The following is a 25,836-nucleotide window of genomic DNA, read 5'->3' on the forward strand; positions in this document are numbered from 1 at the left end:
GGTCGCCGTTCAGGGCCCCGAGCTCAGGCCTCCCGAGCCGGCGCTTGTGCCCGCAGCGAGCGCAGCCGTGTCGGGGTCATCCGAGGCAGGCCGTCTGCTCGTCGCTGCAGTTGGCGTCGATACAGTCTTGATCCTCGCAGTCGTTGTCGACCACGCACTCGGCCAGCGCGCCAAACAGCGCCTGACCCATGAGCTCGCCCTCGGTCACGCAGTTGTACTGGCACAGCTCAGCCCCGGCGCAGGCCTGCACGCACAGGGCGATCTCGCCACAGCTGGCGTCACCGGCCACGCACATGCCCCACTCGTTGGGACACGCCATCTCGGTGCAGTCGAAGTCATTGCAGCCCTCGATCTGCGCGCAGCCAAACACGCTCTCGGCCTCGGCCTCGGTCTCGGGGGTGGCGGGGGTGCAGCCGAGGTCACAGGCTGGGTCGCCGTCGCAGTCGATCAGACACTCGGCGATCAGCGGGCAGGGCAGGGTATCGCTCATGCCCCCAATGCAGCTCTGCAGCTCGTTGTTGCAGTTGGCGAAGATGCACTGCTCATCGACACAATCGTTGTCGACGACGCACTCGTCGAGCGCTTGACTCTGCTGCTGGGCCAGGCCCGAGGACTCCACGAAGCAGTCGGTCTCACACACCTCGTCGCCAGCACAGTTGTCGTAGCACTCCGCCAGCTGACCACACGTCCCGGTGCCGGTGTAGCAAGTGTAGAGCTCACCCGCGCAGTTTTGCTCGATGCAAGTTTGGTTGTTGCAGTTGTTGTCGAGGGCGCACTGCAAGAGCGCCCCCGACTCGATCACCGCGTTGGGGCTGGCGTCGGCGAAGCACGCGTCTTGGCAGGCCATGTCGCCGTTGCAGGCGAAGATGCACTCATTGATGATCGGGCAGGCGAGGCCCTCGTCGCCCGGATCGCCGTCGCCGTCGCCGTCGCCGTCGCCGTCGCCATCGCCATCGCCATCGCCGTCACCGGGATCGCCGTCTCCATCTCCTGGGTCGCCGTCGCCATCACCATCACCATCGCCATCACCATCACCATCACCGGGGTTCGTCGTGTCCAGCGTGTCTCCGCAGTCCGCGTCGAGACACTCACCGGTCTCGCTGTCGCCGGTGTCAGTTGCGTCGGTGGTCGCCAAGGGCCCATCGTCGCCGCATGCCACGACGAGCGAGAACAGCGAGAGCGAGAGCAGCAAGGGCAAGTTTTCGAGTCGAGCAAGCCTGGTCATCGAGCGATTCTATATGTTCGTCCGCGGGTGGCCCCAAATAAGTCGAGGCTCGACGGCGTCACTGAGGGCCGAACGCCTGGGTCGTGACCACCTGGGCGCGGGCCTGATCGGCGGCTGCGGCCGTGGGTGAGCGGTGCAGCGACGCGCGAATGCGGAGCAGGTCAACGAGCAGGTCAGGGTCGCGCGCAGGCTCGAGCTCGGCCCGCTCGATCGCGGCGTCGAGGCTGGCCAGGGCGAGCTCGGGCTCGGACAGCGCCCCAGCCAGGCGCCCGCGCAGGAGCGCGACCTGGCTGCGCTGTGCTCCCTCGCCCGGATCGACGAGGGCCTCCGCGTAGTCGAGCAGGCGCGCGGCGTGGCGGAGACGGGCGGCGCGCTCGGGCGGCTCGAGCGGCTCGCTCGGCTCGCTCGCATCGCTCGGCTCGCTGAGATCGCTCGGCTCGCTCAGATCGCTCGCGCCGTCTGGTGTCGCCGACCCGCCGCCATCCCCCTCGAGCTCGGCGAGCTCGAGTTCGACGAGCGCCAACCACGCGCGGACAGCCAGCGGGTGGCGGCTCGCGGTGGCAGCTCGCGCGACCGCATGAAGGTCGCGCTCGGCCGCGTCGCGGTCACCAGCCGCGGCCGCGAGCCGTCCTCGCAGCAGCGTGTGCTCGGGATCCGCGGCCTCGGCCTCGGCTGCGTCGCCGATCCGCGCGAGCTCCCTCGCCGCGAGCTGCCGGAGACCAGCGGGGGCGAGCGCGAGCGTGAGCCGGGTGATCGCCAGGGCCTGGGCCTGATCTTCGCTGCGCGCTGGCACCTGCTCGAGGTCGATCCCGAGCTCGACACACCGCGCCGGATCACCAAGGCTACGCAGCCCGACATACGGCCGCGCGGCGAGGGCATCGAGCAGGGCCGGGTCGGCGTCGCCCCCAGCCTTCGTCAGGCCAGTGATCGCTGTGATCGCCAGGCGTCGATCATCGAGGCAGCGCTCGCGCACCTGCTGTAGGCCGGGCGTGATGCGCTGGGCCCGACGGTCGACACACAGCTGAGTCTGGGCGGCCGCCCACGCGGCGGTGGAGCGATCCAAGCCTTCGCTGAGCCGCTGGCTGACCAGCGAGCCTGCCGGGGTGCGTGAGTCGATCTGCGCTTTCAGCTGGGATTCGAGCTCGCCGTTCCAGGTCTGGGCGCGAGCGGCCTGGGCATCGCAGGGATCGTGACGACTCGCTCCGAGCGCGAGGCCGATCGAGACCGCCACGGTCACCAGCGTCGCCGCGACGACCCGCCGCCGCCGCCGTCGTTGTTGAACCGGCGAGCGCTCGAGCGCGCGCAGCAACGCTTGCATGTCCTCGAAGCGCTGGCTCGGATCGTTGCTCAGTCCCGCCGTCACGACCCGATGGACCCACGCGGGCGCGCGCTCCTCTGCGGCGATCTCGAGCACGTTGCCCGCGGTCATGTTGGCCACGATCGCTCGGGTGTCGGCGCCGTCGAACGGACGTGACCCGTACAGCGCCTCGAACAGCACCACGCACAGCGAGAACATGTCGCCGGGCGCGTCGACCGGATCGCCGCGCTGCTGCGCTGGCGCGATGTAATACGAAGCCGCCAGGTCCGGGGTTCGGGCCAGGCCAAAGTCGAGCACGCGGACCCGGCCGTTGCTGTCGATCATCACGTTGGACGGCTTGAAGTTGCCGTGGACCAGGCCCACGTCGTGGGCGGCCGCCAGCGCGGCGCCGGCCTGGCGCAGGACCTCGAGCGCCTCTTGCCAGGGGTACGGCCCGCGCGACAGCCACGCGCGGAGCGACTCCCCGTCGACGTACTCCATCGCGATGAACAGCCGCCCGCCGACCTCGCCGACGTCGTGGATCGTGACCACGTGCGGGTGGGTCAGGCGGGCCATCGCCCGGGCCTTGGTCAGCAGCTGCGCGCTGTTGGTCCGGTCCGCGTCGCCGCTCGAGCGCGCCAACAACTTGAGCGCGACCTTGCGGTCGAGGTCGGGATCGATCGCCACCCAGACCTCATCGCTGGAACCGCCGCGGCCGATGCTCTGCACCAGCACGTAGCGCCCAAACATGGCGCCGGTGGAGCCGGTCTCGGGCGGGGCGGACACGGGAGCTCAGCGCCCCGTGAACTCGGGCTTGCGCCGCTGATTGTAGGCCGCGAGCCCCTCGCGGGCGTCCTCGCTCTCGAACAGGCGCTGCTGCAGCTCGCGCTCGAGCGCGAGGCCGTCGGCGATCGCAATTTCGGCGCCGGTCTGGCACGCCCGCTTGATCAGCCCGACCGCCCGCGAGGCCGCGTTGGGCGGCACGAATTGCTGGGCCCACGCGCGGACCTTGGCGTGGAAGTCCTCGTGCGAGGCGGCCTCCCACAGATGGTCGAACAGCCCGAGCTCGAGCGCGCGCTCGTGATCGAAGGTGTCGCCGACGGCCATCAGCTCGATCGCCTTGGGCTTGCCGACCAGGCGAACGAGCCGCTGGGTGCCGCCGGTCCCGGGCAGCACGCCCAGCTTGACCTCGGGCAGCCCGGCCTTGCCAGCGCCCGCCCGCGCGATGCGAAGATCACAGGCCAGCGCGATCTCGAGGCCGCCGCCGACGCAGTGGCCATCGATCGCGGCGATCACCAGCTTGGCCGTGTGCTCGAGCCGCAGCAGGGTCTCGTTGGCGTGCAGGCAGAAATTGTATTTGAAGTAGGGATCGGCGCCGTCGAGCATCGCGATGTCGGCGCCAGCGCAGAAGAACTTCTCGCCGGCCCCGCGGATCACGATCACGTGGACGGCGGCGTCGAACCGCGCGGTCAAGATCGCCGCGTCGAGCTCGGTCATCATCTCCCGCGAGTAGCAGTTGGCGGGCGGGTTGGTCAGGGTGAGGGTCGCGATCCCATCGGCGGCGGCGTACTCGACGAGTGACATGGGCGGAGCATACACTGACGCATCGTGACCACGTCTACTGGCCCCGGCGTGCACAAGCTCGCCATCGAGGTCCGCTTCGGTGACTGCGATCCCGCGGGCATCGTCTACTTCCCGCGCTTCTTCGACTTCTTCCATCAGGCCATGGAGACCTGGTTTCCGACTCACCTCGGGTTTGGGTACGACGAGTTCGTGCGGGTCCGCAAGCTCGGGTTTCCGGCCGTGCACACGGAGGCGGACTTCGAGCGGCCCAGCCGCTTTGGTGAGCGCATCGAGATCCACCAGCGCGTGACCAAGCTCGGGCGCAGCTCGATCGGGTTCGCCTACGAGGTCCACGGCGAAGACGGCCGGCGGGCGACCGGGCGCAGCGTGTGTGTGGTGATGAACCTCGACGAGCGCAGCCCCGAGCACGGCAAGTCGGTCGCGCTGCCCGAGCAGCTGCGCGCGCGGATCCTCGCGTTTGGGCTGTCCGATCATTGATATGCTGCCCGCGATGTCGCTGGGCGCCGTGGTCATCAGACTCCCTGTTGTCGCTGTGTTGGGCGTGAGCGCCTGCGCCGTGAGCGTGGAGGTCGCTGCGCCGACCCCCGCCGCGCCGACCAAGCTCGCGGCACCTGAACCGCAGGCCCCTCGGTGGGCTCAGGTGAGCGCGACCGTCACCCTCCATGCCGACCCCAGCGCCTCGGCGCAGCAGCTGAAATTCGCCCCCGGACCCGGGGGCGCGACGCAGCGCATCGTCGAGCTCCTCGATGCGCGCGAGGGGTGGTCGTTCGTCCGTACCGTGGTCCCGCGGCAAGCCGTGGCGCTCGGCTACGACGCCAGCATGGGCCTGGCGATCCTCGAGCTCGAAGGTTGGGTTCCCGCCGCACAGCTGCTCGCGCTCGAGCCGAGCGCGGCCGCGCCGGCCCCGTTGCCCATGGGTGAATTCAAGAGTGGGGTGTACGCCACCATCAAGCTGGTCCCGCAGGCGAACGTGGCCGCGGGGGTGATCCTTCGCTGGCCCGACGGCCGCGTGGCGGGTCGGGTCGCCGAGGCCCACCACTTCTTCACGCCCGCGACGACCCGCTCGAACGCGGCGGCCGACACGGGCCCGGTCGAGCTGGCCTGCCACGAGCACCGGAGCGCACCTGGGCTCGGCGTGATTCAGGGATGGCTGTGCAGCGAGCCGGGGGAGCTCATCGCGACGGGGGCCACCACGGGCGTCCCGCTCGACCGCCCGCCAACGTCGGACGCGGGCGGCCCGGGGACCGAGCTGAAGGGCGCGCTCGACCGCGACATCATCAGCCGGATCGTTCGCAGCCACCTCGGGGACGTCCGCAATTGCTACAACCAGGGTCTGGCCGTCGATCCGAAGCTGCAGGGTCGCGTGGCGATCAACTTCGTGATCACCGGTGACGGCACGGTGGGCTCGGCCGTGGTCCAGGACGACAACCTCAGCGATGCCGCCGTCGGTCGGTGTATCGCCGCGGCCGTCACGACCTGGCGGTTCCCCAAGCCCCGCGGCGGTGGCAACGTGATCGTCACCTATCCATTCAACCTCACCCCTGGTTGACGCATGCGCAGACTGTTCTCAGCTCGGGCCCGAGCTGAAAACAGCCTCAGCCAAGCCGGGTGACAAACCATTCGCGCGCCAGCTCCGCGACGATCTCCAGCTTACCGGGCTCTTCGAACAAGTGGGAGGCGCCGGGCACGATCTGCAGCTCGTGCTCGCAGCGCAGCGCGGCGGCGGCCTGCCTGTTCATCGAGATGACCGGCTCATCGAGCTCGCCAACCAGCAACAGCGTGGGCGCCTGGACCCGGGGCAGGTACGCGGCGGCGAGATCGGGCCGCCCGCCGCGAGAGACCACGGCGCCGACCTCGAAGGGACGCTCGGCCGCCGCGACCAACGCCGCCGCGGCCCCCGTGCTGGCGCCGAACAGCCCGATCCGAAGCGCCTGGGTCTGCGACCGCTGCTGCAGCCAGTCGATTGTGCCGATCAAGCGGTGGCCGAGCAGCGCGATGTCGAATCTGAGCTCGCGGGTCAGCTCGTCGACGGTGTGTTCGTTGGGGGTCAAGAGGTCGAACAACAGGGTCGAGAGCCCGCGCTGGGTCAGCTTGCTGGCCACATGGCGATTGCGCGAGCTGAACCGGCTGCTGCCGCTGCCATGCGCGAATACGACGATCCCACCCGCGCCCGGCACGAGGGTCAGATCGCCCTCGAGCTCGACTTCACCCGACTGAACGGTGACGGAGGTGATCGTGCGCTTCATTTGCGTGTCACAGGCGCGACCCTGGTTTGTCGCCCACTCGCGGGTGGCCCGGGGTGCTGGCCGCCGTGCTGGAGTGCTGGGCCGCGGCCAACAGCTGGCGCACCTGCTCGTCGCTCGTCTGATTGAAGTCTTGGTACCACTGGCCGATCGCCCAGAACGGAGATGGCGTGGCCAGACAGACCACGTGATCCGCCTCGCGCTCGAGCACGCGCACCGTGTCAGGGGCGCCAACGGGCACCGCCACGACCACGCGAGCGGGGCGGCTCTTTCGCAATGCAGCAATCGCGGCGCGCATGGTCGCGCCCGTGGCCACGCCGTCGTCGACCAAGATGACCACGCGCCCCGCCAGCTCGGGCCGCGGCTGGTCGCCCCGATAGACCCGCTCGCGCCGCTCGAGCTCGCGTTGTTCGGCGGCGGCGACGGCGTCGATTGCTCGATCCGAGACGCCGAGGTTGCGGATGATGTCTCGGTTGAGGATCCGAACGCCGCCGCTGGCGATCGCACCCGCGGCCAGCTCCGCGTGCCCGGGGACGCCCAGCTTGCGAACCAGCATGATGTCCAGCGTCGCGCCGAGCTGGTCGGCGATCTCGAACGCGACGGGCACGCCACCGCGTGGCAGGGCCAGCACCAGCGGATCCTCGTCGGCGTACTGACCGGCGAGCGCGGTTGCCAGCGCCCGTCCGGCGGTGCTCCGATCTCGCAGCGGAAGGTCGATGTCATCGCCAAGCATGGACGATGGTCGTAGCACCCGCACCACGACATTTCAAAACCCGCGACGATGCAATATGAGTGACGCGCAGTGCCCGAACAGCACATTGGGTGAATGTCGCAAATAGGGGTTGCGCTAGCTCAATTCAGGCGCAGTTTTTTTGGACACACAGCAGGTCCAACATGATCGACGCGAGCACCGAAACCCAGCTGAGCGAGGCGCAGAGCCTGATGGCAAGCTTTGCGGCGCGCACTGGCCTGGCACCGGAGCGCTCGTTGCCAACCCGCTACCTGTGGACCGACGCGTTCGCTGTCTGCAATTTCCTGGCGCTCGCCAGGGCGCACTTACAGCAGCGCAATCTCTACCTCGAGCTGGCCGGTCGGCTGGTTCGCCAGGTCCACCGCCGGCTCGGCTATTACCGTGAGGGTGACGTTCATCAGGGGCCACTCAGCGCGCTCCCGGTCTGGGAGGCGGACCAACAACCCACCGTCGGGGGCCTGCGGATCGGCAACCCGCGACCGGAGCGACGCGCTGGCGAGCGCTTCGATCCGCAGAACGAGGCCGAGCGGGACGGTCAGTACTTTCACTATTTGACCAAGTGGATGCATGCCCTCAATCAAATGGGCACCCAGACCGGTGACCCGATCTATCACCGCTGGGCGCGGGAGCTGGCGTGCACTGCGCACAGCGCATTCGCCCGCGACGCCGCGGCCGGGCGAATGTTCTGGAAGATGAGCGTCGACCTCGAGCGTCCGCTGGTCGCCTCGATGTCACGAACCATGGCCCAGCATGATCCGCTCGACGCGTTGATCACCTACTGCCAATTGCAGTCGTCGCCGTCGGGCGGCGGGCCCGACTTGCGGGGCGAGATTCACGACGCGGCCGGAATGTGTGCGGGCGCCACCTGGGCGATCGACGACGCCCTGGGTATTGGTGACTTGCTGATCAACGCGGGCCGCGTCGCGCAGATCGCCGCACCCGATGCCGTCAGCGCGCTCAACACAATCGACGCCGCAGATCGACTCGATGTCATCGACGCCATCCAGCCCGGGCAATTGCTCGAGGAGCTGCTCGAGTCGGCGCGCGCCGGGCTGTCGAGGTTTGCGGGCTCCGACGCGCTCGCCCAGCCCCCGGACCGGCGGACCGCGTCTGGCGAGCTCGAGCTGGCGATCGGGCTCGCGGCCCTGCCCGTGGTCGCGCGCAGTCGGCCGCCCGGGTGCGGAGACAAACCGGCGAGGGTGGACCGACTGGCCCCTTACCAGTCGATGCGCAGCAAGATCGTGGGGTTCTGGCGGGGCGTGCGAGCCCGCAGGGACGCGGCGCAACAGGACGTCGACGCGGTGATGCTGGCCACGGCGCTGGTGCCCGATGGGTTCGTCGTCTTGCGCTGAGTCTTCCGCTGACGACTGGGGGCAAGCGGCAGTTTGGAGCTTGCGCAATGCTTGCGCATTGCCACCTGTGGACGGACGTGGAGCCAGAGCTGGGCCAAACTCGCATACGATGAAGTGGGCCTGGCGCATCGCCCGAATTGCGGGGATCGACGTACGCGTGCACGTGACATTTTTCGTGTTGCTCGCGTGGATTGCCTGGATCAGCTACGCGTCGGCCGGCACCGCCGCCGCTGCGCTGCATGGCCTGTTGCTGGTGTTGCTGGTGTTCTCGATCGTGATCCTCCACGAGCTCGGCCACGCGCTCACGGCCCGGCGGTTCGGCATCAAGACCCGCAGCATCACCCTGCTCCCGATCGGCGGGGTCGCTTCGCTCGAGCGCATGCCCGACGATCCGCGCCAGGAGCTGCTCGTCGCCATCGCTGGTCCCGCGGTGAACCTGGGACTGGCGGCGATCTTGGCGGTGGTCGCGGTGTCGCTCGGTCAGCCGCTGGCGCTCGGGGTCATGCTCGAGTCCGCGAGCGGGTCGGTTCCCCTGCTCACGCAGCTGGTCTGGATCAACCTCGCGCTGGGCGTGTTCAACCTGCTCCCGGCATTTCCCATGGATGGCGGTCGGGTCCTGCGCGCGCTGTTGGCTTTGCGCGTCTCGGATATTCGGGCGACCCGGATCGCGGCGGGCCTGGGCCAGGCGATGGCCGTGGTGCTGGGGATCACCGGGCTGTTCGTCGATCCCCTGTTGATCTTCATCGCGCTGTTCCTGTGGATGGGGGCATCGGGCGAGGCGCGGCTGGCCGAGGCCAAGCACGCGGCCCACGGAGTCCCGGTCGCGACCGCGATGGTCCGGGAGTTCGAGGCGATGAGCCCGGAGCTCCCCGTCGCGGTCCCGCTGCGTCGGGTGCTCGAGACCTTTCAGCATGACTTTCCAGTGGTCGCCAATGGGCGCGTGGTCGGCATGCTCGGGCGCGAGGCGATGCTGCGGGCCCTGGCTGGACCGGGTCCAGAGGTGCCGATCGGCGCAGTGATGAACCGCGATCCCAAGCGCGTGCACCCGAGCGACGACCTCGACGACGCGTTCTTGCAGGTGCTGGCGCAGGGCGAGGCGCTGCCCGTGATCGACGGCCACGACCGGCTCGTCGGGGTCCTGACGAGCGAGAGCGTGGCCGAGCTGTTGCTGGTCCGCGAGGCGATGGGAGCTCGGGCCGCCCGAGGGGCGGGTGGCTCGAACCTGGCGGCCGCGCGGATGCTCGAGCTCGCGGTCGGTGGCCCGTCGCCCGAGCTGTGAGCGGCGGCCCGAGCTGTGAGCGGCGGCAGTCAGGGTCCGCGAGGCTGCCTGTGGGGGCTGCAAACCTGTGGCACAGTGTTGCGGCCGTGCGCCGGACTCTCCACTCGAGTCTGGCGCCTCGCGAATTACAATGCGCTGTCTCGCAAGCCTGACGTTGATCCTCGCCATCTCTGGTTGCGCCACCGTCTCGCATGAGCGCCCGCTGCCGCTGACCAAGCTGCGCCTGTACGAGACGGGCGTGGGCTACTACGAGCGCGCAGGCGAGCTCGGCGGCCCAGACGGCGCGGCGCTGCCCGTGCCGTCGGGGCACCTCGATGACGCGCTCAAGAGCCTGGTCGTGCTCGGCGAGGACGGCACGGTCCGCTCGATCGCGTTCGACAGCCGTCAGAGCCCAGCGGTCGCGCGGGCCCGCGCTGGGCTGCCGCCCCAGTCCGACGCCCCGATCCGGGTCCACGACGTGCTGCTCGGGCTGCGCGGCCACGAGCTCATCTTGCAGCACGGGCGCAAGCGCGTGCGGGGTCGGCTGGTCGATGTGATCGGGGTCCCCGACGCCGATCGCCTCGGGGTTCAGCCAACCGAGACCAACCCAGGCCCGACCACCGCGGAGCAAGCCGGGGCCGTGCCCGACAAGACCTTCGCGCTGGTGGTCACCGCGACCGGGCGCTACCGCCGGGTCGACGTCGCGACGATCGACGAGATCACCCCGGTCGATCCAGGCGTTCGCGCGCGCATGCAGGCGGCGCTCGACGCCGGCCTGGCCCTGCACAGCAACGCCCGCGGGCAGCTCGAGGTCGAGGGCAAGGGCGCGGCGGTTCGCCTGGGGTACCTGGCCGAGTCCCCGGTCTGGCGGGCCAGCTACCGGCTCGTGCTCGACCCGACCAAGCCCAGCGCGCTGCAGGGCTGGGCGCTCGTGCACAACGACACCGAGGAAGACTGGGACGACATCACCCTCGAGCTGGTCAACGGCCGGCCCGACTCGTTCTTGTTCCCGCTCGCTGCGCCTCGCTATGACCGGCGTGATCTCGTGGTGCCCGACCGCGAGCTGTCGAGCGTGCCGCAGCTGCTCGACACCACACCCGACGCGATGTGGGGCGATTTCCTGGACACGGAGCTGATCACCTACGGCAGCGGGGGCGGCACCGGCACCGGCTATGGCTACGGCAGCGGGCATGGCTCGATGGGGCGGCGCAGCGGCTCGATCGGGCGGGTCGAGCTGGGCAGCAGCGATCTGGTCGCGGTCGGCAACCTGGCCGAGCTCGCGGTCGGGCAGGGGCGCGAGACCAAGACCGCGTTCGTGTATGGTGCTGGCGAGGCGCTGGATCTGGCCGCCGGTCGCTCGGCCATGGTTCCGTTCCTACAGTCGTCGGTCGAGTCGGCGGCGATGACCTGGTTCGATGGCTTCTCGTCGGGCACCGCCCGCCACGCGGTCCAGGTGCTCAACAGCACGGCGCAGACGCTGCCCTCGGGCACGCTCGCGGTGTTCGGCGACGGAGGGTTCGCGGGCGAGACCGTGCTCCCGCGGCTCAAGCCCGGGGAGCGGCGCTTCCTCGAGATCGGCGACGACCCCGACACCGAGCTGACGATCGTCAGCCGCGAGTCGGCCGACCTGCCCAAGCAGCTCGTCAGTGCTCGGGGCGACCTGCAAGAGCACTTCTTGCGGACCACCACGATCGTGCTGGACCTGGCAAACCGCAGCGGGCAGGCCCGGCAGGTGCACGTGGTCGTCGACGCGGGCAGCAACACCACGATCAACGGCGCGGACAGGGTCGACTTCGACGTCGACCGCGGGCATCCGCTGGCGATCTTCGAGCTTCAACCCAACGCCCGAGTCGAGGCCCGCAAGCTCGTGATCCAAGAGGGGCTGTCGCGCACCACCAGCGTCACCAGCCTCGCGCTGATCCGGGTCGAGCGGCTGTCGACGGCCGCGTCGCTCACTGCGCCCGAGCGCGCGGTCATGAAGGCGACCCACGAGCGGCTGACCGAGCTGCGCGCCGCCGAGGCCGAGGTCGCGCGGCTCGACGCCGAGATCGTCACGATCACCGCCGACATCGAGCGCCTGCGGGGGCACCTGGAGGCGATGTCGGGTGACAGCGCGGGCGAGAAGGGGCCGCTGGTCACTCGCCTGCTGAGCACCGAAGACCAGCTGCAGGTGCGCCGTCGTGAGCTCGCCGCCGCCAAGGCCAAGGTCGACGAGCGCGTCGAGGTGACTCGCTCGACGCTGACGGCGCTCGCGCGTCCGACGGACTGACGACAAACGGACTGGCCGTGCGACGGGCACGTCATCCACGCTACGCTCGCGCGCGTGGCCAGGCGCGAGCGGCTGTCGGTGCTTCGGGCGGAGATCGCCGCTTGCACGCTGTGCGCGTCGAGCCTGCCGCTCGGACCGCGGCCGGTCGTGCAGTTCTCGAGGCGCAGCCGCGTGGTCTTGATCGGCCAGGCACCGGGAACGAAGGTCCACGCGAGCGGCGTGCCGTGGGACGACGCCTCGGGCGACAACCTGCGCGAGTGGCTGCAGGTCACGCCGTCGGAATTCTATGATCCCGATCGCTTCGCGCTGGTCCCCATGGGGTTTTGCTACCCGGGCAAGAAGCCGGGTGGCGACGCGCCGCCGCGGCCCGAGTGTGCGCCCGCGTGGCACCAGCGGATCCTCGATCAGCTCCCCGCGGACGCGTTGATCGTCCTGCTCGGGCAGTACGCCCAGCGTCACTACCTGGGCAGGGCAGCCAAGCGCACGCTGACCGAGACCGTGCGCGCGTTCCCGGACTACCTGCCCCGATTCATGCCGCTGCCCCACCCGAGCTGGCGCTCACGCCTGTGGATGCAAAAGCACCCGTGGTTCGAGGCCGAGCTGCTGCCCGCGCTGCGCCAGACTACGACCACCCCTTGCGGCGGAACAGCACCAACAACCCGATCGTGACGGCCACGCAGACCGCCCAGAACATCGGGTAGCCCCATTCCCACTGGTACTCCGGGATGTGCTCGAAGTTCATCCCGTAGACCCCCGCCAAGAACGTGATCGGGATGAACAGCGAGGCCATCACCGTCAGCACCCGCATGGTCTCGTTCATGCGGGTCGAGACCCCCGACATGTAGAGATCCGTGAGGCTCGTGCACATCTCGCGCTGGGCCTCGATGATGTCGAGCAGCTGAATGGTGTGGGCGTGCACGTCGCGGAGGTAGGTCCGCGTGTCGGCCGAGATCAGCCCAGACTCGTCACGAAACAGGCCGTCGACCAGCTCGCGGGTCGGCCACATGACCCGGCGGATCGCGTTGAGCTCGCGGCGGATTCGCTGGACGCGGAGCAGGGTCTCGGGCTCGGGATCTTCGAGCACCTGATCCTCGAGATCCTCGAGCGTGTCGCCGTAGTGCTCGAGCAGGGGAAAGCAGTGGTCGATCGCCGCGTCGAGCAGCGCGTACATCAAGAACCCCGCGTTGGCCTGGCGGACCCGCGAGCCGTCGCGCCAGATCCGGGCCCGCAGCGGCTCCCAGACGTCGCCCACCCGCTCTTGAATGGTCAGCAGCAGGCCCGGCCACACGAACATCGAGACCTGCTCCGAGACCAGCAGACCCTCGGGCACATCGGGCGTGTTGGTGACCTGGGGGCTGGCCTGAGACTGCGCAGCCGCGGCCGCCTGGTCGGCGACGGCCTGCAGCATCAGCAGCCGGGTCTTGACGAACAGGTGGCCGTCGTAGGCCTCCACGCCGGGGCGCTGGGGCACGTGGAGCACGTCCTCGGCGGCCAGGGTGTGAAAGCCGAGGGCCTTGCGGAGCCGCTCGACCGCCCACGGGTGCAGGCCGTCCACGTTGATCCAGCGGACGGTGACCCAGTCGGGGGTCGGCGTGGCCAGCCATGCCTCGAGCTCGTCGATCGTGATCGAGATGGTCTCGACCCGACTCGCGGAGAACTGCAGGACCCGGACGCGGACCTCACCGGGCTCGGGGCGGATCTCGATGTCGGGGAGGTGCTCGATCCCTGGTGGGGCGCCCGGTTGGTGGTAGGCGGAGGTCACCGGGCGGCGCGAGCCCGGCGACCGCAGCACCGTCTCCAGCGCGCGCCCGACAGCGGCGACGTTGTCGACCGCACGGTCGACCAGCTTGACGAGTCCGGTGGGTTGTTGCTCGGCCATCGCGGGTTGCTGCGGCAGCGTAGCAGGGTCTGGTGGGGGTTCAGTGCGAGGGGTCTGGAGGGGTGCAGGGGTGAGAATTCGGCAATAACTAGCCGTGCCGCGACGCCGGAGGGTCGATCACGAGTCACGAGTCACTCGCTCCACCTGAGTTGCGCCGGTGCCGGAGTGTTCTTGATCGCGCAGTGCGGGGCCACGAGCGTCCTTCCGTTCGGCCTCAATCTCCGCAATCAAACTAAACAGCCAATCGTAAAGCTCGACCGACCGATGTGACGCCAGATGCAAGCGCGTCAGGGCCCCCAGATCCAGTAGCCGATCCCCGCCAGCGCCGCGAAGAACAGCCCCATCACCCAGTAGCCCATGACCCGGTCGCTGCGTCGGTAGTCCTCGAGCGCCTGCCTGAGCTGCGCGGCGGCCTTGGTCGCCGTTGGATCATGGCCGGTCAGCTCGAGCTTGATGATGATCGCCCGCATGCGCCCGGCGGCGCCGTCTTCCGCGACGCCCTTCTCGAGCACGGGCAGCAGCCGCAGGCCGGCTTCGATCAGCACCTCGGTGTTGGTCGGCACGAACGCGTTCTGCAGGATCTTCTCGCTCTCGCCGCCGGTGGAGAGCCGACCGTGGAGCTCGTCGAGGGCCATCCGCTCCTCGGCGGGATCACTCATCAGCTGGGTCGCGGCGCCGCAGTAGTGGCACACGTAGGTGCCGCCCGAGGGCGATCCACAAGCACGGCAGGCCTGATCCATGTTGCGAGCCTACGCGACGCGGGCGGTCTCGTCACCGCCCCGCCAATCGCAGGGCCAATCGCAGGGCCAATCGCAGGGCCAGTCGCAGGACCAATCGCGCGACTGTCCGGCTACTCGCCGTCGTCGGGCTTGTCTTCAGCGTCGTCGGGCTTGGCGGGCTTCGCTGGCGGGGGGACCGGGATGTCGACCGGCGCCTGTCCGCCGACGGGGCCATCCTTGACGTCCATGATCTGCAGCAAGAACACCAGCGTCGAGTTGGGCGGGATCTTGCCTTGATCGCGGTCGCCGTAGCCGAGCTCGGGCGGGATCACGACCTTGCGCAGCATTCCGGGGCGGACGCCCTCGAGCGCGTCGCCGAAGCCCTTGATGACGCCGCCGCCACCGACGACGACGGGCATGCCCTCGGTCCGGGTGTGCGAGCTGTCGAACACGGTGCCGTCGGTCAGCTGGCCGATGTAGTGGGTCACGACCTGATCGCCCTGCTTGGACTCGCGGCCCTCGCCAGCGGCGTAGTCGAAGATCTCGAGCCCGTCGGGGCGCTTGCTGGTGGCGATCGGCTCGCCCTCGAAGTCGCTGGCGGGGTGCAGGGCGATCGCCTCGGACACGCTGAGGAGCTCGACGGTCATCAGCAGATCGCCGACGGCCGGGCGGCCGGGAGGGGCGCCCTCGTCCACGACCTCGGCCGGGACCTTGATGCGCCGCTTGCCGCCGGGCTTCATGCCCGCGAGGCCCTCGGCCATCGACTTGGCGATCGGATCTTGATCGCGGGTCGACTGGTTGATCACGAGCTTGGCCGGGCCCCCACGCGAGCCCATGACCTGCCGGCCGTTGACGCTGGCGTAGCCGTTGAACGTGAACTCGATGACCATGTCATCGGCGACCGGGGTGCCGCTGCCAAGCACGAAGTCGTCGATGACGACGCCGCTGGGGAGGGTCTTGGAGCTGAGCGGCTTGCCGTCGAACGGGGGCTCGTAGGGGATCTCGGGCGCCTTGATCTCGAGCCTGTGAGCCTCGGTGCCCGGCTGAATGCCCTCGACGATGTACTCGGCCTCGACGTGCTCGCCCGCTTCGTGGCTGGCGTCGGCTTCGTGGGCGTCGGCCTCGTGGGCGTCGCCGTGTTCGGGATCACCGTGTTCAGCGGCGGCCACGTCCGCGCCGAAGTCGGCGGGGGTGAAGCAGGCGGTGCCCAACAGCGCACTGGCGAGCACGCCGGTCAGCGACAAGACTCGAGTCTCGAGCTTCCTCATTGCGGCGGAAGATACTGAATTTTCGTGCGTGTCACGACCTCGAGTCGTTCGTGGACGCCGCTGGATAGCGCGGGCGCCGGGCTTTTCTCACATATGCGCGAGCATCCTCGCGGTCGCGGCCTCCACGAGCGGCATGTTCTTGGCCTTGACCACGTAGTCGAGCAGCGGTGTGCGAAGCACGCTCCGAAACAGCCCGCCGGCCCAGAACGAGGGCAGGAAGCTGTTGGCGCAGCGACGCTCGTAGCGGGCCAGGGCCGCGCGCTCGCTGGTCGCGCCGGCTTGGACCTCCGCGATCGCCTCGGCCGCGTAGATGCCCGAGCGCATCGCTTGGCTGATCCCCTCGCCGGTCGCCGGATGCGTCATGCGCCCGGCCTCGCCCACGATCACGCGGCCGGGGCTCGACAGCGGGCCGGTCCGGTAGGTGTAGACGATCGGGTGGCCCTTCCACTTGCCGATCTGCGTGGCCCCACACAGCCGCGCCGCGTAGTGCTTGTCCAGGAACTGGTCGAACAGATCGCGCGCGTTCTTGCGGTCGAGCCCGTCCTCGTAAGTGATCCCGATGTTGACCCGGGTCGAGGTCTCGGGGAACAGCCAGCCGTAGTAGGGCAGGGTCAGCGGATCCCAGATCATCTCGAGCGTGTGGGCCCGATACCCGACGTGCTCCCACCAACCCATGATCGTGTGGATCGTGCGCTTGGGCCCGTCGCAGGTCGAGAAGCGAGTGTGGGCGCCGTTGGCGACCACCACCCAGTCGGCGAGGATCTCCCGGCCATCGCGGGCGCGGACGCCGATCCACCGACGGTTGTGCTCGATCGGCTCGCTGGCGGCGAAACCCGGCACGAAGCTGACGCCACCCGCGAGCGCGCACTTGTGCATTTCATGGTCGAGGTCATGGCGCAGACAGATCGCGGCCTGAGCCGCGTCGCCGGCCGAAAGATAGGTCTCGTGACCGCCGGGGGTGACCAGGCGCAGGCCCGAGATTGGGTATGAGATCGGCTCGACGTTGGACCAGACCCCGAGCTGCTGGAGCGTCTGGATTGCTCGCGGTGACAGCCCGCTGCCGCAGGTCTTGTGGCGGGGGAACGGGTGGAGGTCGACGATCGTGACGTCGTCGACCCCGAGCTGGGCCAGGCGCAGGGCCGTGGCGGAGCCGGCGGGGCCGGCACCAATGATCAGGACCTTGGCTCTGGTCTTGGCTTGCGGTGAATGGCTGGAATGAGGTGATCCGCGCATGGCGAATCAAGCCTAGGCGTAACTTTGCTAAAAGCGAGCCTCGAGCTCGAGGCGCAAGCGATGCTCGGGGTTGGGGACCCGGTTCATCGTGGACGAACGATCATCGAGCCACAGATAAACGTCGTAGCGGGCCCGAATCAAGAACACGCGCTTGATGACATAGGAAAGGTCAAAATAGGTCCACAGCGACTGCTCGTAATAGCTGTTGTTGGCGATGTCCTCGAATAGATAGCGCAGGCGGCCGGTAACGCGGAAGCCCGGCAGCGGTTGCGCGCGCACGATTAGCGTCGCCGAGGAGTCGTGTCGGAGCCGCCCCTGGCAGGTCAAGCTGGTCGGATCATCGGCGCAGCTGGCTACACACAGCGGGTTGGCGGGGTCGTCCTCGCAGACGTTGTGACACGCGGGCTGGCCCTCGCCGCCACACCCGAGGTTGCACGCGTCTTGATCACCGTCGATGCAGGCCTGGGCCTGGCAATAGGGGCTGCTCGGGTCCACCTCGCACAGGTCGCCCTGCTCCTTGCGGAGCAAGCTGGGGTCGTCGATGAACTCGTGCTGATACTGCGCGGTGATCGACAGCTTGCCCTTCAACAGGCGAAATCGGACCCGCGGGGTCAGCTTGCCGACCTCGGCCAGGCACCCGCTGCGGTAGGTGGGGGTGCCGTCCTCGGCGGCGGGATCCTGGTCGAGCTGCGAGCCATCGGTGATGCAGCCGGCCTTGAACCGGGAGCCCGACCGCATGTCGACGTTGCGGTACTCCAGCCACAGGCCGGGCCGGAGCCAGTCGTTGACGTCGATGTCACCGCGCAGGTTGGTCTCGATCTTGGGGACCAGCTGGCGCGGCTGAACCCAGACGTCGACCTTGGCGCGCAGATCCAGGCGGTCGCCGAACCGGCCGCCGTAGCGAACCCGACCGCCGGCTTCGTCGCGCGCGCGGTTGCCATGGTACTGGTCGGCCTGCGAGATCGGACCGGCGTAAGGGTTGGCGAAGCCCTTGTCGTAGTAGCGGGCGCTGACCTCGAGCTCGTGGGCGCCGAACGTGGAGGTGTGCCGGACGATGCCCGCGAAGCCGCCGCCGCCGTAGCTCGGGTCCGAGCTGCTGGTCATCGAGTCGAAGCTGCGGGCGAGCTCGATGCCGAGATCCGACCACCCGCGGCCCCAGGTCGCGTCGGTGCCGATCGCTCCCCAGGTGCCGCCGTGGGGGAGCGGCGACCAGTCTTGGAAGTCCAGGTTGGCGCCCTTGACCCGCCAGTTGGTGGTCGCGCCGTAGCCGGTCAAGCCCCAGTGGGTGCGGCGATCGTAAAACCACGAGAAGTTCCCGCCGCCCAGGAACTCGTCGTACATGTTGGGCAGCGTCTGGGTCCTGTGCGCGGCGGCTGGGTCGAGCGGCGACTGCCCCTCGCGCGAGATCAGCACGGCGGGCGCGGAGCAGCTGGGGTCGTCGGACAGCGCGTCGGGGCACGCGTCGGCGTCTCGTACCTGGTACTGATAAATTTGCTTGGTCTGCCACGAGCCAAACCCGTACAGCTGCACCCAGCCCACGGGCATCGACAGGTGCTTGGCCCCGATCGCCACGCCGCGCAGCCGGTCGGACCAGTCGAAGTCCTTGGTTCCGTAGCGGACCGGGTTGTCGGCGCCACCTGGACACGGGGTCTGCGGCAGCTCGCCCGCGCTCTCGCGGCACAGCCGACCGAGGTCCGGGGGGCGGGTGATCGTGTCGTCGAACACGAACCCGTTGGGCGTGTAGCGATCGGTGTTGTCAAAGGTCAAGCGCTGACCAAAGCCGATCCGGTACGAGCCCGCGATCACGCCGAACCGGTCGGTGTCCCACTGCACGAAGTACTTGGGCACGTTGACGCGGGGGCCCATCTCCGACGCGATCATGGCCTCGCGGGTCGGATCCCAGATTGGGTTGCCGGGCCGCTGCCGGGTCACGAAGCCAGCGACGCCGATCGTCAGCTGCCGGAGGGTCGTGATCCGGGCCTGCAACACCATGGGCGGGACCGTGCGATCTTCTTGCGACCACGCGGTCTGGTAGCGGACCCAGCCGTGGGTGGCGGTCAGCTTGGCGGCGCGGTCGTGGGCCTGGATGAACGCGAGGATCGAGCCGAGCTTGTCAGCGCTCAGGACCCCGGCGGCCGCGAGGTCGCCCGGCGCGTGGATGACCCCGACCTCGGCGCGATAGGCCAAGATCGCGTCGACGTCCTCGTAGGTCAGGTTGGGGAGCGAGTAGAGCACCTCGCGATCGGCCTGGTTGAGGTCGACCCCGCGGCGGCGCAGCTCGAGCAGGGTGTTGAAGGTGTCCTCGGAGATCTGATCGGTAATGTACAGATCGTAGAGGTCGTCCTCGGTGTCGATGTCGATGAAGATCTCGTACTGGGTTGCCAGCGCCGCGCGCGGGACCAACAGCGCGAGCAGCAGCCCGGCGAGCAGGAGGAGTCGGAGTCGGGTCGCCATTAGCCGCACGGGATCGGGTCGCAGGTGGCCCACAGGCCGGCCGGTGGGAGCTGCATCTGAGCCTGATACTCGAGGGCCTCGTACTCGTCCGCGATCGCGTCACCGTTGGGCGAGATGTGCAGCACGCACGCGTGGCCGCGCTCGATCATGACGCGGTTGATCTCCTGACCCGACAGCTCGACGTAGGCCAACAGCCGGCCGTAGGCGTCCTCGCACTCGACGTCGTAGGTCAGCGTCACGGTCTTGCCCTCGACCAGGGCCACGTTGGCGGCCTTGGCCTCCGCGCCCCAGCACTCGGTCTCGGTCGTGCTCTCCGGGGTGTCGATCATCAGGTAGCGCACGCGCTCGCCGGTCTCGAGCTCGATCGTGTCGCCGTCGACGACCCGCGCGACCTTGGCCTCGCTCGGACCGCACAGCTGCTCGCCGATCTCGGCTGCGGGCTCCGTGTCACAGCCAAGCGCGAGCGTGACCAGCCCGGCGAGCAACCAGCCCACGCGCGCGCGACGGGCCGCGACGCGGCCGTGCCTGACAACTTGCGGGGCGGCTGTGGAGGGGAGTGTCAGTTGCATTGTTGGTTGTCGGCCGCTGGTGAGCCCCGGTCGCCGAGCCCGTAGACCGTGGTCGCGGCGCACCACGCCGCGGGTGGATCGTTGAGGATCACGTCGTAATTATCGGGGTCGAGGCTGGTGCTCGCGCCGGTCGCAACGCTGGTCCACGTGACCTGATCGAGCAGGATCCCGCCGACCCCTGCATACAGCGCGCTGTTGGAGTTGGTCAGGCCAAAGCTGATCAGCACGTCGACCGGTGGGAGCCCGCCGTTGACCATGTTGTCGCCGTTGCGGGCGATCAGCGCGGAGTCGCCAGGCTCGACCGCCAGGCAGTTGGGGTCGGCGATGGTGTCGAGCGGGCCATCGGCGTACAGCCGCCCGAGCTCGACGCCGTTGAGGTCGAAGGCCGCGAGCGCGCGGATCTCGAACCACTCACCGTTGGCGTCGGACACCGCGTCGGGGTTGGCCATGAACTCCGAGATCACCAGATCGCCCAGGCTCGGGTTGACGATGTTGCGCATGACCATGCCGTCCATGCACATGCCCTCATTGTTGTTGCCGCCGTCGCAGCTGGGGTTGGCGTCGCCAGGCGTGCCGAGGTCGCCGCAGCCGAACGGGGCGACCGCGTTGCACCACATCATGGCCATGGGGTCGTAGCTGAGCGCCTTCCCGGGGCTGACGCTCGGCCAGCTGTGCTCGTCGAACACCACGCCGCCGCGGCCGATCTGCATGCTGCCGTTGGCGTTGCTCAGCGCCAGGCCGCCGTACACGTAGTCGATGTTGGGCAGCGAGCAATTGTCGGCGTCGACGTCGGTCCGCCCAAACACGATGTACGAGTCGGCGGGGATCTCGATGCAGGTGTTCGAGCTGACCACGTGGCTGACCACGTCGTTCTTGCCGAGCTCGAGACCGTTGAGGTCGAACGCGGCGCTGGCGTAGAGCTCGAACCACTCGCCGCTCGCGTCGGGTGCTCCGGACGGATCGGGCATCAGCTCCGACAGCGTGATCTGGCCCGGCGTCGGCGCGTTGATCGGGCGCATCAACATCAGGTCGGGGTCGAGGCACTGATCGGGGCTGCCACCGCCACACGGCGGGTTGGCGGCGCCGGGCGTGCCCTCGTCGCCGTCGCCGTACACGCCCAGGCCGTCGCACCAGTTGCCGAGCATGTCCTTGCTCTCGCTGAACCCGGCGGTGGTCGAGGTCCAGGTCGCTTGATCACCGACGCCGCCCTCGAACTGGATGAACAGGTCGCTGTTGGAGTTGTTGATCGCCATGTCGAACACCACGTCGACCTGGGCCAGCCCGCCGTTGACCGCGGCGTCGGCCGAGTGGGCGAACACGACATAATCTCCGGGGTTCACCGTGATGCACGCGTCGCTGCCAAACGCGGGCGCGTCGCCGAAGTCCACGGTGTGCTCGACGCCGCCAGCCTTGCCGATCTGCAGGCCGTTGAGGTCGCCGCCGCCCTTGACCAACACCTCGAACCACTCGCCGTCGCCGTCGTCCACGGCCTGGGGGTTGGCCATGAACTCGGTGATCTCGAGGTCACCGTCGTCGACCGGCGTGATGTCGCGCAGCTGGCCGTTCTCGTAGCACTGGCCGTCGGGCGGCGGGATCGAGCACTGATCGTTGGGGGCCCCCGGGGTCCCGAGGTCGCCGTCGCCGTAGGGCTGGGTGCCCTTGCACCACAGCGCGAGGTCGTCGTTGGCGAGCGGATCAAAGAAGTCGGGATCGAGCTGCTGGGACACGCCGTCGGAGGTGGTGCCCCAGGTGACGGCGTCGAGGGTCTCCCCGGCCACGCCGATCCAGCGCGCGCCGTTGGAGTTGGACATCGCGACCTTGCTCTCCCACACCAGGGTGTCGGGCGGCAGCGCGCCGTTGAGCAGCGAGTCCGCGCTGCCTGCGATCACGGCGTACTCGCCGGGCGCGAGCACCAGGCACTCGGCGGCCGCGATGATGTCCTTGTTCTCGACGTCGAAGGTCTTGGCGATCTGCAGATTGTTGAGGTGAAAGTCGGTCCCCGCGCGCGAGTGGATCTCGAACCACTCGCCGTCGCCCTCTTCGGCGGCGGCCGGGTTCGGGTGGACCTCCGTGATGACCAGCTCGCCGGGCTTCGGCGGGATCACCTCGATGGTGTTGCCGCCCTCGAGGCAGGTGGTCGAGCCGCCGCACAGATCGTTGGGCGCCCGGGGCGTGGCCTTGAACTCGGGGCTGAGGGCGGTCTTGCTGTCGCACCAGCTGGCGAGGTCGTTGTTGGCGATCGCGTCGGGGGTCTGAAACCCGTCGAGGGCGCGCGAGGCCTCATCGGACGCCTCGGCGTAATAGACCTCATCAATGACATCGTCACATTCGACCGCCAGGTAGCCGGCCGCGTTGCCGAGCTCGCCCAGGACATTGGCGTAGCCATAGTCGATATCGGCCAGGCCCTCCGCGAGCTCGTCGAGCACCGAGCCCACGACGACGTAGCCGCCGGCCGGGACCTCGACGCTGCGGGTGATCGTGTGGGTCTTGCGGCCCGTGCCGTCGGTCTTGGAGTAGACCAGGGTCAAGCCCTGAAGGTCGATCGACGCGCCGCTGGCGTTGTAGATCTCGAACCACTCCAGGCCAGCGTCAGCGCCTGGAACGTTGGCGACGACCTCGGAGATCACCAGCGCGCCGGCCAGCGGACAGCTGCCGTCGCCGCCGGTCTCGTCGCCGGGGTTGACGGTGTCGTCGCTGCAGCCGAGCGATCCGGCCCCGACGAGCGCGACCAGGCCGAGGGTCGCTAGTGCATGTTGTGAACGGAAGCGAGGTCGATCCATGAAGCAGGTCCGATCGAGTCAAGGCAAGTCAGTAGGGGGCTCGGGCTCGGGCGCAAGCTCGGGCTCGGGCTCGGGCGAGAGCTCGGGCTCGGGAGCAGGTTCGGGCTCGGGTTCGGGCTCGGGCGCAGGCGTGGGTGCAGGCGGCGGCGCCTGGTCGAAGTCGTCGGGTTGCTCGACCGCGGCGCCGTCCTCGGGGATGTCGAACTCGGGGTCGAAGTCGTCGCTGCCGCCGTCGCCTGGAGGCAGGTAGGTCGGGAGCCGGACCTGGATGGGATCGCGGACCTCGATCTGCAGCTGCTTGCGACCGCTGCGGCGATCCGTGTAGCTGGTCACGACCCCGCGCACGCGCACGTACTCGCCCCGGTAGCGCCCGATGCCCGACTCCTCGAACACGTCGGGCTCCCAGAAGATCAGCGGGAAGTCCTTGAACATGCGGCGGCTCAGGAGCACGCGCTTGGGCCCGCGCTCACCCTGGCGGATGTCGCCGACGGTGGCCAGGACCTCGACCTCGTCGCCGAGGCGGGCCTCGAGCAGCACCATCGCGTCCCAATTCGTGAGGTCGATCAGCGTGGGATCGGCGGCGGCCTCGGCCTCGAACTGCGCGACGAAGTCTGCTCGGGCGTTCCACCAGACCGCGCGCGCGTCGTAGTCGGGGTAGCACTGCGCACCCGCGGCCCACAGCCCGAGCTGCTTGGCCTTGGCTTCGGCCTCGGCGGCCACGAATTCATAGTGGAAACGCCGCGAGTAGCCGTACTTGGTGAAGTAGGGGCTCATGCCCGCGCGCACGGCCTCGAGGTTGTAGTTGACCCACTCGCCGTCGCGCTGAACGAACACGTAGGTCAAGAACCGATTGTAGCGGCCGCGGATCTGCTTGGGGTTGTCACGCTCGAGCCGGACCGAGGTCACGCCCGCGAAGAAGTCCTCGGCCCAGTGCTTGGCGTCCATGCCGAGCGGCGTCGGCACCTTGATCATGCGGCTGGTCTTGGCCTGCTCGTTGGCCAGGTAGTTGTCCCAGCCGACCTCGAACGCGCGCCAGGACTTGTCGGACTTGAAGGTCTCTTCGGTGTCGATCGCCAGCAGGCGCAGGCTCGCGTCGAGGCCGTCGACCTTGATCGTGTCACCGTCGACGATCGCGTTTTGCTTGAGCGGGTACTCGCCGAGCACCAGCCCGGCGTCCTCGCGCTCGAGCTCGCTGCGATCAAACCGGGTGTCCAGGTTGCTGCAGGCTCCGAGCGACAGCGCCGTCACCAGCAGGCCGCGCGCGATCACGCTGGCGATCTTCATGGGCACCGGTTGGCCTCTCCCGGCGAGCCCGGCAGCCCCACGCCAAACAGCGGTTGGCCCTCGGCGCCCAGGTCGTCCACGCACCAGCAGCCACCGCTCAGGTCGTCGTTGTCGCTCGCGCGTGGCGGGTTCTCGGCGTTGCCGCAGGCCATGGTCCCAGTCTTGGTCAGCACATCGGTCTCGTAGAACGCCTGATCGATCAGCGAGCCACACGCGTCGAGCTCGACGAAGCCCGAGCGGTAGCGCATGAAGTCGCGGGGATAGGTGTTCTCGTCCGGAGTCCCGCCCGAGATGTCCCAGGCCACGCCGTAGTCGATCCAGCTGGCCACGTCGTCCTCGAGGCCGGGTCCGATCACCGCGTAGCCACCTGCGCTCAGCTCGACCGGGTCGCGGACGAACAGCTCGAGCTGCTCGCCGCCCGACGAGCGCAGCCGGACCCGCAGACCCTGGAGGTCGAGGCCTCGCCCGGCGTCGTTGTAGATCTCGATGTAGTGGCCGAACGAGTCGTCGCTGGCCTGGTCACCGCGCAGCTCCGAGATCACCAGCTCGCCCGCGTCGACGTCGGGGCACAGCTCGGGCAGCGGATCCCGGCCGCACCCGCTCGCCGATCCGATCAGCAGCGCGAGCCCCAGACAAGTACTGGCGCGCCCGCGACCAATCGTGCGGTGGGGTGGCACAGTCCGTGAGCATAGGGCAGGTCGAGCCTGATTCGGTGACGTTGGTGTTTCGATCTCCTGGCGCCTCAGCCGCGAGCGATCCACGCGAAACCGTGCGAACGGGGTTGTGGCGGTCGGTCTTGGTCGAGATCATGCACACTTGTCGGGTGGTCCCTCGTAAACTCGAGAGCGATCTCTACCCAGGGCGAATCGGTGCAAATGATGAGCACCCCGCGCTGCGCCGAACCCGGGACAGGCCCGTTGCAAGCCGAGCCTGTTGCGCCAGTCCGGCCTACAATGCCTGGACCACCGCCCCATGAGCCTCACCGTCGCACTCGCTCGCATGCTCAACCCGCTGGTCTGGCGCTCGCCTGCGCGCTCGGCCGACAAGCTGCACGGGTTCGCGCTGGCCGAGCACGGCAGCATGCTCGACCTGCGGCTCGCCGCTCGACTCACGCCTTCGCCCACCCGCGCGGCCGCGTACCTGCGCCACGCCGACGACGAGACCCGCCACGCGCAGATGTTTGGCAAGCGCGCGCGTCAGCTGGCCCGCGAGGCCGGGCTCGCCCGGGGCCACGCGGTGTGGGAGCCGATCCGGGCCGACTCCGAGCAGCTGTTCGTGGGCCTCGGCGAGCTGGATTTCCTCGCGTTCGTGCACGTCGGCGAGGCCCGGGCGATCGAACAATTCCTGGTCTACGTGGCCTACTTTCAGGCGCAGGGGCGCGAGCGCGACGCGAGCTTGCTGACCACGATCTTGGTCGACGAGCACCGCCACGCCGACTACACGCGGGCGCTGTTGTTCGAGCTCGCCGACTCGGAGGCCGCTGCACGTCGCGCCCTGCGTCGCGTCCGTCGCTGGGAGGCCTGGCGCACCTGGCTGCGCGCGGGTCGGTTCTTGGCCGAGCGGGTCTACATGGTGGCGATGCTGCTCGTGTATCTGCTCGCGGCGCCGCTGGGGTTGCTGGTCCGCTGGGCCCGACCGCTCACCCGGGGCTGGCGGGACGCCTAGGCACCG

General features: G+C 69.1%; 21 protein-coding genes. 7 read left to right on the forward strand and 14 right to left on the reverse strand.

What is annotated here, in order from left to right:
• Window positions 1–76 precede the first annotated feature (76 nt).
• The 3 genes from ENSA7_RS42955 to ENSA7_RS00950 are packed head-to-tail and all read right to left on the reverse strand — an operon-like array spanning window position 77 to window position 4,106.
• The gene (locus ENSA7_RS42955) at window positions 77–1,225 is read right to left on the reverse strand and encodes a hypothetical protein (protein WP_181232870.1); all 1,149 of its coding nucleotides are present in this window, start codon (window positions 1,223–1,225) and stop codon (window positions 77–79) included.
• Between the two features lie 58 nt (window positions 1,226–1,283).
• Window positions 1,284–3,308, reverse strand: a complete 2,025-nt coding sequence (locus ENSA7_RS00945) for a serine/threonine-protein kinase (RefSeq protein ID WP_106087294.1) — start codon at window positions 3,306–3,308, stop codon at window positions 1,284–1,286.
• A 6-nt stretch (window positions 3,309–3,314) separates the two neighbouring features.
• Window positions 3,315–4,106: an enoyl-CoA hydratase/isomerase family protein gene (locus tag ENSA7_RS00950; RefSeq protein WP_106087295.1), complete on the reverse strand. Its 792-nt coding sequence runs from the start codon at window positions 4,104–4,106 to the stop codon at window positions 3,315–3,317.
• 24 nt (window positions 4,107–4,130) lie between these two features.
• Between ENSA7_RS00950 and ENSA7_RS00955 the strand changes: the two genes are divergently transcribed.
• Window positions 4,131–4,583 carry an acyl-CoA thioesterase gene (locus tag ENSA7_RS00955; protein WP_181232872.1) on the forward strand — a complete coding sequence of 151 codons (453 nt, stop codon included), beginning with the start codon at window positions 4,131–4,133 and terminating at the stop codon, window positions 4,581–4,583.
• 163 nt (window positions 4,584–4,746) lie between these two features.
• Window positions 4,747–5,655, forward strand: a complete 909-nt coding sequence (locus ENSA7_RS41930; protein WP_244923676.1) for an AgmX/PglI C-terminal domain-containing protein — start codon at window positions 4,747–4,749, stop codon at window positions 5,653–5,655.
• Between the two features lie 46 nt (window positions 5,656–5,701).
• Here ENSA7_RS41930 and ENSA7_RS00965 read toward each other — a convergent pair whose 3' ends face one another.
• Window positions 5,702–6,352: a dienelactone hydrolase family protein gene (locus ENSA7_RS00965; RefSeq protein WP_106087297.1), complete on the reverse strand. Its 651-nt coding sequence runs from the start codon at window positions 6,350–6,352 to the stop codon at window positions 5,702–5,704.
• Between the two features lie 7 nt (window positions 6,353–6,359).
• Window positions 6,360–7,082, reverse strand: coding sequence for a phosphoribosyltransferase (locus tag ENSA7_RS00970; RefSeq protein ID WP_106087298.1), 723 nt, complete (start codon window positions 7,080–7,082; stop codon window positions 6,360–6,362).
• 161 nt (window positions 7,083–7,243) lie between these two features.
• Here ENSA7_RS00970 and ENSA7_RS00975 point away from each other — a divergent pair, with 161 nt between their 5' ends.
• The 4 genes from ENSA7_RS00975 to ENSA7_RS00990 all read left to right on the forward strand — a co-directional run bounded on the left by ENSA7_RS00975 (window position 7,244) and on the right by ENSA7_RS00990 (window position 12,648).
• A complete protein-coding gene (locus ENSA7_RS00975; protein WP_106087299.1) occupies window positions 7,244–8,452 on the forward strand; it encodes a hypothetical protein in 1,209 nt (402 codons plus the stop codon).
• A 109-nt stretch (window positions 8,453–8,561) separates the two neighbouring features.
• Entirely contained in the window at window positions 8,562–9,731 is a 1,170-nt protein-coding gene (locus ENSA7_RS00980) for a site-2 protease family protein (RefSeq protein ID WP_106087300.1), read from the forward strand.
• 130 nt (window positions 9,732–9,861) lie between these two features.
• Entirely contained in the window at window positions 9,862–11,979 is a 2,118-nt protein-coding gene (locus ENSA7_RS00985; RefSeq protein ID WP_106087301.1) for a hypothetical protein, read from the forward strand.
• 54 nt (window positions 11,980–12,033) lie between these two features.
• Window positions 12,034–12,648 (forward strand): uracil-DNA glycosylase family protein, encoded by a 615-nt coding sequence (locus ENSA7_RS00990; RefSeq protein ID WP_106087302.1) that lies wholly within the window; start codon window positions 12,034–12,036, stop codon window positions 12,646–12,648.
• Here ENSA7_RS00990 and corA read toward each other — a convergent pair.
• From corA to ENSA7_RS01035, 9 genes are all read right to left on the reverse strand, one after another.
• A complete protein-coding gene (gene corA / locus ENSA7_RS00995; RefSeq protein ID WP_106087303.1) occupies window positions 12,602–13,858 on the reverse strand; it encodes a magnesium/cobalt transporter CorA in 1,257 nt (418 codons plus the stop codon). The genes ENSA7_RS00990 and corA overlap by 47 nt on opposite strands.
• A 287-nt stretch (window positions 13,859–14,145) precedes the next feature.
• On the reverse strand, window positions 14,146–14,598 hold the full coding sequence (locus ENSA7_RS01000; protein WP_106087304.1) for a hypothetical protein: 453 nt from the start codon (window positions 14,596–14,598) through the stop codon (window positions 14,146–14,148).
• Window positions 14,599–14,708: 110 nt separating this feature from the next.
• The gene (locus ENSA7_RS42960; RefSeq protein ID WP_181232874.1) at window positions 14,709–15,845 is read right to left on the reverse strand and encodes an FKBP-type peptidyl-prolyl cis-trans isomerase; all 1,137 of its coding nucleotides are present in this window, start codon (window positions 15,843–15,845) and stop codon (window positions 14,709–14,711) included.
• An 87-nt stretch (window positions 15,846–15,932) separates the two neighbouring features.
• Complete coding sequence (locus ENSA7_RS01010) at window positions 15,933–17,078, reverse strand: NAD(P)/FAD-dependent oxidoreductase (RefSeq protein WP_106087305.1); 1,146 nt, start codon at window positions 17,076–17,078, stop codon at window positions 15,933–15,935.
• 27 nt (window positions 17,079–17,105) lie between these two features.
• On the reverse strand, window positions 17,106–19,532 hold the full coding sequence (locus ENSA7_RS01015; protein WP_106087306.1) for a ComEA family DNA-binding protein: 2,427 nt from the start codon (window positions 19,530–19,532) through the stop codon (window positions 17,106–17,108).
• Window positions 19,532–20,026, reverse strand: coding sequence for a thermonuclease family protein (locus ENSA7_RS01020; protein ID WP_244923677.1), 495 nt, complete (start codon window positions 20,024–20,026; stop codon window positions 19,532–19,534). The genes ENSA7_RS01015 and ENSA7_RS01020 overlap by 1 nt, the downstream gene beginning before the upstream one ends.
• A gap of 65 nt (window positions 20,027–20,091) precedes the next feature.
• Window positions 20,092–22,881 (reverse strand): lamin tail domain-containing protein, encoded by a 2,790-nt coding sequence (locus ENSA7_RS01025; RefSeq protein ID WP_106087308.1) that lies wholly within the window; start codon window positions 22,879–22,881, stop codon window positions 20,092–20,094.
• Between the two features lie 18 nt (window positions 22,882–22,899).
• Window positions 22,900–24,165, reverse strand: a complete 1,266-nt coding sequence (locus ENSA7_RS01030; protein ID WP_106087309.1) for a thermonuclease family protein — start codon at window positions 24,163–24,165, stop codon at window positions 22,900–22,902.
• Entirely contained in the window at window positions 24,162–24,842 is a 681-nt protein-coding gene (locus ENSA7_RS01035) for a lamin tail domain-containing protein (RefSeq protein WP_106087310.1), read from the reverse strand. Before ENSA7_RS01035 ends, ENSA7_RS01030 begins: the two co-directional genes overlap by 4 nt.
• A gap of 295 nt (window positions 24,843–25,137) precedes the next feature.
• Between ENSA7_RS01035 and ENSA7_RS01040 the strand changes: the two genes are divergently transcribed.
• Window positions 25,138–25,830, forward strand: a complete 693-nt coding sequence (locus ENSA7_RS01040) for a ferritin-like domain-containing protein (protein ID WP_106087311.1) — start codon at window positions 25,138–25,140, stop codon at window positions 25,828–25,830.
• Window positions 25,831–25,836 lie beyond the last annotated feature (6 nt).

Source organism: Enhygromyxa salina (genome assembly GCF_002994635.1).
In the GTDB taxonomy this organism is placed as follows: Bacteria; Myxococcota_A; Polyangia; order Nannocystales; family Nannocystaceae; genus Plesiocystis; species Plesiocystis salina_B.

What these genes read in the sequence shown, in the direction of transcription:
- ENSA7_RS42955 (WP_181232870.1), bottom strand. Translation starts at nt 1,225, where the DNA reads ATGACCAGGCTTGCTCGACTCGAAAACTTGCCCTTGCTGCTCTCGCTC.
- ENSA7_RS00950 (WP_106087295.1), bottom strand. Translation starts at nt 4,106, where the DNA reads ATGTCACTCGTCGAGTACGCCGCCGCCGATGGGATCGCGACCCTCACC.
- ENSA7_RS00965 (WP_106087297.1), bottom strand. Translation starts at nt 6,352, where the DNA reads ATGAAGCGCACGATCACCTCCGTCACCGTTCAGTCGGGTGAAGTCGAG.
- ENSA7_RS00970 (WP_106087298.1), bottom strand. Translation starts at nt 7,082, where the DNA reads ATGCTTGGCGATGACATCGACCTTCCGCTGCGAGATCGGAGCACCGCC.
- ENSA7_RS00975 (WP_106087299.1), top strand. Translation starts at nt 7,244, where the DNA reads ATGATCGACGCGAGCACCGAAACCCAGCTGAGCGAGGCGCAGAGCCTG.
- ENSA7_RS00980 (WP_106087300.1), top strand. Translation starts at nt 8,562, where the DNA reads ATGAAGTGGGCCTGGCGCATCGCCCGAATTGCGGGGATCGACGTACGC.
- ENSA7_RS00985 (WP_106087301.1), top strand. Translation starts at nt 9,862, where the DNA reads ATGCGCTGTCTCGCAAGCCTGACGTTGATCCTCGCCATCTCTGGTTGC.
- corA (WP_106087303.1), bottom strand. Translation starts at nt 13,858, where the DNA reads ATGGCCGAGCAACAACCCACCGGACTCGTCAAGCTGGTCGACCGTGCG.
- ENSA7_RS01000 (WP_106087304.1), bottom strand. Translation starts at nt 14,598, where the DNA reads ATGGATCAGGCCTGCCGTGCTTGTGGATCGCCCTCGGGCGGCACCTAC.
- ENSA7_RS42960 (WP_181232874.1), bottom strand. Translation starts at nt 15,845, where the DNA reads ATGAGGAAGCTCGAGACTCGAGTCTTGTCGCTGACCGGCGTGCTCGCC.
- ENSA7_RS01010 (WP_106087305.1), bottom strand. Translation starts at nt 17,078, where the DNA reads ATGCGCGGATCACCTCATTCCAGCCATTCACCGCAAGCCAAGACCAGA.
- ENSA7_RS01015 (WP_106087306.1), bottom strand. Translation starts at nt 19,532, where the DNA reads ATGGCGACCCGACTCCGACTCCTCCTGCTCGCCGGGCTGCTGCTCGCG.
- ENSA7_RS01025 (WP_106087308.1), bottom strand. Translation starts at nt 22,881, where the DNA reads ATGGATCGACCTCGCTTCCGTTCACAACATGCACTAGCGACCCTCGGC.
- ENSA7_RS01030 (WP_106087309.1), bottom strand. Translation starts at nt 24,165, where the DNA reads ATGAAGATCGCCAGCGTGATCGCGCGCGGCCTGCTGGTGACGGCGCTG.
- ENSA7_RS01040 (WP_106087311.1), top strand. Translation starts at nt 25,138, where the DNA reads ATGAGCCTCACCGTCGCACTCGCTCGCATGCTCAACCCGCTGGTCTGG.